The following is an 886-nucleotide window of genomic DNA, read 5'->3' as shown; positions in this document are numbered from 1 at the left end:
CCGTCTGCGCGTGAGCGGCGGCGCTGGCGAGCATCAATCCGCCGGCCAATGCGGCAATCCATTTCTTCATCAGCATGTTTTCAGTCTCCCATTTTGTGCTTCGTTGGTCGTTCAATCGGCCACGCCGCAATAGCGGGCCATGAAGGCTGCGAAGCCGACGATGCCGGCGAGGTATTCCTCGACATCGACGTGCTCCCCGAAAGTGTGGCAGTTACGGATGTCGCCCGGCGCGCAATAGACGGCGGGAGTGCCCAACCGGTTGACGAAGAACGACGATTCCGACCAGAACGGCGCGCCTTCGATCACGCCGCGTCCGGCCATGGCGCCTGCCATCGATTGCGACAGCATGGCAACTTCGGCGCGCGTCTCGTCGATCTCGGCGGCGGTGCCGCCCAGCCTGTGATCGCGTCCGGCCGGATAGGCGAACTCCACGGCGATCTCGGGATCGGTGATGGCGCCGCGCACCGCGGCCTCGATCTCGGCGGCGGCCGTGTCGAGCGATTCGCCCGGCAGGAGCTTGCGGATCAGCGACAGTGTGCATCGCTCAGGCACGGCGATATAGCCGCCGCCGGTGAGGCCGGTGATCAGCAGGAAGCCGCGCCCGGTGAGCTTGTGCTCGGCCCGGGCCGCTACCTCGTCCGAGTGTCTCCACAGCGCCGTCATGGCGGCATGGGCGGCGCGCAACGCATCCTTGCCGAGCTCCGGCACGCCGAAATAGGCCGACTTGCCGGTGATCGTGATGTCGGTGATGAAGAAGCCAATCTGCGCGGCGTAGACGGCAAGCCGCGTCGGCTCGACATAGACGGTGAAGTCGGGCGCCGCGACCTCGCCGGCCTCGATGCGGCCGACGAAATGCTTGATGCCGGCGGAGACGCCGGTGCCGGGC

Annotated in this window: 1 pseudogene; it reads right to left on the bottom strand. The window is 66.8% G+C overall.

Annotated elements, in window-relative coordinates:
* Window positions 1-111: 111 nt before the first annotated feature.
* Window positions 112-886 (bottom strand): annotated as a pseudogene (locus EOA28_RS37150) (peptidase dimerization domain-containing protein); the annotation flags it as partial.

Source organism: Mesorhizobium sp. M2A.F.Ca.ET.067.02.1.1, assembly GCF_004023285.1.
Taxonomy (GTDB): Bacteria; Pseudomonadota; Alphaproteobacteria; order Rhizobiales; family Rhizobiaceae; genus Mesorhizobium.
Note: the sequence above shows the minus strand (reverse complement) of the source record. Positions and strands in the feature narration are given on the sequence as shown.